General features: G+C 67.3%; 3 protein-coding genes. 2 read left to right on the top strand and 1 reads right to left on the bottom strand.

Annotated features, from left to right (window positions below; translation table 11 throughout):
• Together GXY47_09905 and GXY47_09900 are read left to right on the top strand one after the other, a co-directional pair.
• Positions 1-2247, top strand: a 2247-nt coding sequence (locus GXY47_09905; GenBank protein NLV31457.1) for a TonB-dependent receptor, incomplete at its 5' end; no start/stop codon positions are given.
• 86 nt (positions 2248-2333) lie between these two features.
• Positions 2334-4340: a bifunctional 3-deoxy-7-phosphoheptulonate synthase/chorismate mutase gene (locus tag GXY47_09900; protein ID NLV31456.1), complete on the top strand. Its 2007-nt coding sequence runs from the start codon at positions 2334-2336 to the stop codon at positions 4338-4340.
• Positions 4341-4355: 15 nt separating this feature from the next.
• Here GXY47_09900 and GXY47_09895 read toward each other — a convergent pair whose 3' ends face one another.
• Positions 4356-4988, bottom strand: coding sequence for an MBL fold metallo-hydrolase (locus tag GXY47_09895; GenBank protein ID NLV31455.1), 633 nt, complete (start codon positions 4986-4988; stop codon positions 4356-4358).
• Positions 4989-5416: the final 428 nt, after the last annotated feature.

Raw genomic sequence — 5416 nt, 5'->3', positions numbered from 1 at the left:
GCCGCCCCGGGCGTCGCCGGGGAGAGTCCCGCGGCGGTGCTGGGCATCATCACGGGGCCGGACGGGGCCCGTCTGCCGGGTGCAACGGTCTCGGCCCGCCTGGAGGGATCGGAAGAGTCGGTCCGGGCGGTCAGCAATTCGAGCGGGATGTACCGCCTGTCCGATCTGCGGACCGGCGATTACACCCTGATGGCGCTGCTGTCGGGTTTCGAGCCTTACACCCTCACCGGCCTTTCCGTATCGGCCGGGGTCCACCGGGTGGTCGACATGAGGATGCGTGTGGCCACCATCAGCGATATCATCACGGTCACGGGCTTCAGCCCCAGGGACAGCGTCGAGGGCGCCCGGACCCGGGAGAGTTCCGCCCGGGACGTGGGCGAGGCGCTCGCCGAGGCGACCGGGATCCACAGTCTGCGCAAGGGGGGGATCGCGAGCGACGTGGTCCTGCGGGGGTTCCAGAGCAAGGACCTGAACGTCCTGATCGACGGGCAGCGGGTCTACGGCGCCTGCCCCAACCACATGGACCCCGCCCCCTTCCATGTCGATTTCGCCGAGGTGGACCGGATCGAGGTCGCCAAGGGGCCGTTCGACATCAACAACCAGGGGAGCCTCGGCGGGGTGGTGAACATCGTGACCAAGAAGGCCGAACCCGGGCTGCACGGCACGGGGACCCTTTCCACCGGCTCCTACGGCTACATCAACCCCTCCGCGACCCTGTCCTTCAGCCGCGCCCCCTTTTCCATCCTGGGCGGCTATTCCTACCGCCGGTCGGACGCCTACACCGACGGCTCCGGGAAGCGGTTCACCGAAGGGCTGAATTTCCGCCCGGAATCCCTGGACAGCGACGCCTTCCGGGTCGGGACGATCTGGGGCAACGTCTCCTTCAGCCCCTTCGCCGGCCACCTGGCGCAGTTTTCCTATTCCCACCAGCAGGCCGACCACGTCCTGTACCCCTACCTCCTGATGGACGCCGTGTACGACGACACCAATCGGCTCAACGCGGGGTACCAGGTGACCGGTCTTGCGGGTCTGGTCCGGTCGGTGCGGATCCAGGCCTATTTCTCCAGGGTCGACCATTGGATGACGGACGAGTACCGCGCATCGTCCCTCAGCCGGCCGCGGGAGTATTCGATGGGAACCCTGGCCGGCACCCAGGCGCTCGGCGGCAAGATCGAGACCATGCTCCGCAGCGTCAAGGTGGGGGTCGAGGCGTACCACCGCGAATGGAACGCCGCGACCAGCCTCGCCGGGGCCGGCTACACACCCCAGTACTCGATTCCGGACGTCGGGACGGACAGCTTCGGGCTCTATTCCGAATATGCCCGTTCCCTGTCGGACCGGGTCCGGCTCAGTTTCGGCGGCCGCCTGGACACCGTGACCACCGCCGCGGACGGCGCCCGGGCCAACAGCGACCTCCATTACGCCTACCACTCCACCCGGCTGACCTCCAAAACCAACAACTATCCTTCGGGCAATGTCCGCCTCAGCGTGACGACCTCCCTGGGGATTCAGTTCACCGGCGGGATCGGCCACACGGTCCGGGTCCCCGACGCCCGGGAACGCTACTTCGGGCTCAAGAGGATGGGGACCGACTGGGTGGGGAACCCCGGGCTCAAGCCGAGCCGGAACACGGGTCTCGACGGGGGGGTCTCCTTCAGGCGCGAGGGCCTGCTGGTGGAATCGAACCTGTACCTCAACCGGATCGCGGACTACGTCACCGTGATCCCGCAGGCGAAGGTGAACATGGTCGCGGGGGTGATGAACGGCAACGCGCGCACCTACCAGAACGCGGATGCGCGGATCTACGGCGGGGATATTCTCGTGTCTTACCTCCTGTCGACACGCTTCTTCTTTTCCAGCGACGTCTCCTTCGTCCGCGGCACCCGCACCACGTCCCCGGAGCGGGGGATCCTGACCCCGAACCTCGCGGAAATCCCCCCGGTCCGGTCACGGACGACGATGCGGTACGACACCGGCCGGGTGTTCGCCGAGGTGGAAGCAGTCTTTTCGGGCGCCCAGCGCAATGTGGACACCCTCCTCGGGGAGGCTCCCACCCCGGGATACGGGATCGCCAACCTCAAGGGCGGGGTGAACTACCGGGGGGCGTCCCTCCGCCTGGGGCTGAACAACCTCTTCGGCCGGCAGTATGTGGATTATCTTTCCTATCAGCGGGACCCCTTCCGGTCCGGGGCCCGGGTGTACGAACCGGGGAGAAACTGGTTCCTGAGCCTGTCGTACCGGTTCTGACGCCGGCGCCTCCGGTCCGGTAAAACCCGCTGTTTCAGAGCGCCCCCGGCTGTGCGACAATGAAAAAAGGAGCAGACGGGGGGGGCATGGACGAACTGGAGAAGATCCGGAGTGAAATCAACCGGGAGGACGAGGCGATTCTCGAGGCGCTCGCCTCCCGGAGGAAGCTGTCGCGGCGCGTCATCGAGGCCAAGGAGACCAGCGGGGCGCCGATCCGCGACGCGGCGCGCGAGGAGGAGATGCTGTCCGACCTCATCGCCAAGGGGCGAGCCCGGGGGCTCGACGCGCACCTGGTCACCCGGGTCTTCCAGGAGATCATCGACGATTCGGTCCGGTCGCAGCAGCTGCACCTGCTCGATTACTCGAAATCGGACCTGAAACGGGTGGCGTTCCAGGGGATCGAGGGGGCCTACAGCGAGCTGGCGGCGCGCAAGCACTTCGCCCCGTACCTCGACCGGACCCTGTTCGCCGGGGCCCCCGGACTGCGGCAGGTGATCGACGCCGTGGAGGAAGGGGACGCCGACTACGGCATCGTGCCGGTCGAGAACACCGCGGCGGGGAGCATCAACGAGGTGTACGACCTCCTGTCGGTCTCGCAGCTCTCCATCGTGGGGGAGGAGGTGCTGCGGATCGAGCATTGCCTCCTGGGCCTCGAGGACGCGCCGCTCGCCGGCATCCGCCGGATCTATTCGCACCCGCAGGCCCTGGCCGAATGCGTGAAGTTCGTCTCCCGGCTTCCCGACTGCCAGGCGATGCCCTGGCCCGACGCGGCCATGGCGGTCAGGAAGGTCCGGGAGGAAAAGGATCCCGCCGTCGCGGCCATCGCCGGAGAGGAGGCGGGCCGGATCCACGGGCTGAGGGTTCTGCAGCGCAACATCGAGGACCAGCCCAACAACTTCACCCGCTTCCTGGTCCTGGCCCGGAAACCGGCGGACGTGGACCTGCGCATCCCCTGCAAGACCTCCCTCATCATGGCCACCCCGCACGAGGAAGGGGCGCTGCTGAAGGCGCTCAGCATCCTGCACCAGCACCGGATCAACCTCCTGAAGCTGGAGAGCCGGCCCATCCCCGGGATGCCTTTCCAGTACCTCTTCTACATGGACTTCGAGGGGAACGCGGCCGAGGAGCGGGTGGCCGGGGCGCTCGAGAAGCTGCAGTCGGCCACCACGTCGATGAAGCTGCTCGGGTCCTACCCCATGCAGCAGCGCCCGCGCACCTCGCCGAGGATCGAGGCCCTGGCCGTCGGCGGGCCGACGGAGGAGGGGGAGAAGGCGGAGCCGGTCCCGGAGAAGAAGGCCAAAAGCGGGCTCCGGCTCGTGAGCCGGGACGCCAGGCCGGAAGACACGGTCATCGCGGTGGGCGGGGCCCGGATCGGGGGGGAGGGGTTCGTCGTCATCGCCGGCCCGTGTGCCGTGGAGTCGCGGGAGCAGATTTTCCAATGCGCCCGCTTCGTGAAGGAGTGCGGGGGGCAGCTGCTCCGGGGCGGGTGCTTCAAGCCGCGCACCTCCCCCTACAGCTTCCAGGGGCTGGGATTCGAGGGGCTCGAGATGCTGGCCGAGGCGGGGCGCCGGTACGACCTGCCGGTGGTGACGGAAGTGCTGTCGCCGTCGGACGTGGAGCCGGTGGCGCGCCTCGCCGACATCCTGCAGATCGGCGCGCGCAACATGCAGAACTTCAGCCTCCTGGCCGAGGCGGGGAGGTCGAACCGGCCGGTGCTCCTCAAGCGCGGGATGATGTCGACCCTGGATGAATTCCTCAACGCCGCCGAGTACATCATGGCCGGCGGGAACCACCGGGTGATCCTGTGCGAACGCGGCATCCGGACCTTCGAGACCGCCACGCGCAACACCCTGGACCTCGGGTCGATCCCGATCCTCAGGCGCATGACGCACCTGCCGATCCTGGTGGACCCCTCGCACGCGGCCGGCCGGCGCGACCTGGTGGTCCCGCTCGCGCTGGCCGCCCGGGCGGTCGGGCCCCACGGGCTCATCGTCGAAACGCACCCGGACCCGGACCACGCCATGAGCGACGGACCGCAGTCGCTCCATTTCCACGAGTTCGCCGACCTCATGCGCCGCGTATACGGCGGGTAGGGGGGCGCGCGAGGTTCAGGCGCGGATGACGGCGTTGGTACGCTTTTCCTCCCCCACGGTGGAGGTGGGGCGCCCGGCGTAGTTGTGCCCGGGCAGGATGGCCGTGTCGTCGGGGAGCGTGTAGATCTTCTCCCGGATCGACCGCTCGAGCGCCTCCCAGGACCCGCCCGGGAAATCGGTCCTCCCGGTCGACCCCACGAAGAGGGTGTCCCCGGTGAAGAGCACCCCCTCGGTGTAGAGGCAGATGCAGCCGGGGGTGTGTCCCGGGGTGTGGATCACCCTGAGGGCCACGCTCCCCACCCGGACCAGGTCGCCGTCCCTGACCAGCAGGTCCGCGGGCGGCGAGGCTTCCGCCCGGAACATCTGGAGCATGTCCTGGGGGGTGTCGAGCAGCCCCGGGGCGTCGGCTTCGTGAATCACGATCTTCGCCCCCGTCCGGCGCGCCATCTCCCGGTTCCCCATCGTGTGGTCGATATGGTGGTGGGTGTTGACGATGTACCTGATGGCCAGGCCGTGGGACTCGGCCTCCGCGAGAAGCCGGTCACAGTCATCGGACGGGTCGATGAAGAGCCCTTCCCGCGCTTCCTCGTCCCCCACCAGGTAGCTGAAGATGTTGAAATCGCCCACTTCAAATTGACGTATCAGCACAGTTCCCCCGTTGCGAAATTTGGCGCCGCCATCATACCCGATCCGGGCGCGTTCCGAAAATAGTTGTGGCCGTTCCCGTCGGCCCGGCCGATGGGAAAAACAGGCGGAATATTATCCTCCGGACTCCGGCGGTTTCTGCTACTATATGCGCGGAAGGGATGAAGGGCATGGCCGTCCGTTATTATCGTTTTTATTACCGAGGCTATTTCAAGACCGACCCCTGAGGGCGGTGTCTTCGTTTCTTCGCAATGCATCGGAAGAAAAAAGCGGCCCCCGGGACAATCCGGCGGGCCGTTTTTGATTTGTGCGCCCGGCAGGGCGCACTCCTAGGAGGTGAAAGTCCTCTACAGACCCGGTCAGGGGAACTGTTAGCCGAACGGCAAGGGTGCCCACCGCGAGGTGGGATCTGAAGGAAGCCGCAGGCAAAG

Source organism: Acidobacteriota bacterium, assembly GCA_012729555.1.
Classification (GTDB): domain Bacteria; phylum Acidobacteriota; class UBA6911; order UBA6911; family UBA6911; genus UBA6911.
The sequence above is the reverse complement of the archived record's forward strand: the minus strand, read 5'-3'. Positions and strand labels throughout refer to the sequence as shown.

What these genes read in the sequence shown, in the direction of transcription:
- GXY47_09900 (NLV31456.1), top strand. Translation starts at nt 2,334, where the DNA reads ATGGACGAACTGGAGAAGATCCGGAGTGAAATCAACCGGGAGGACGAG.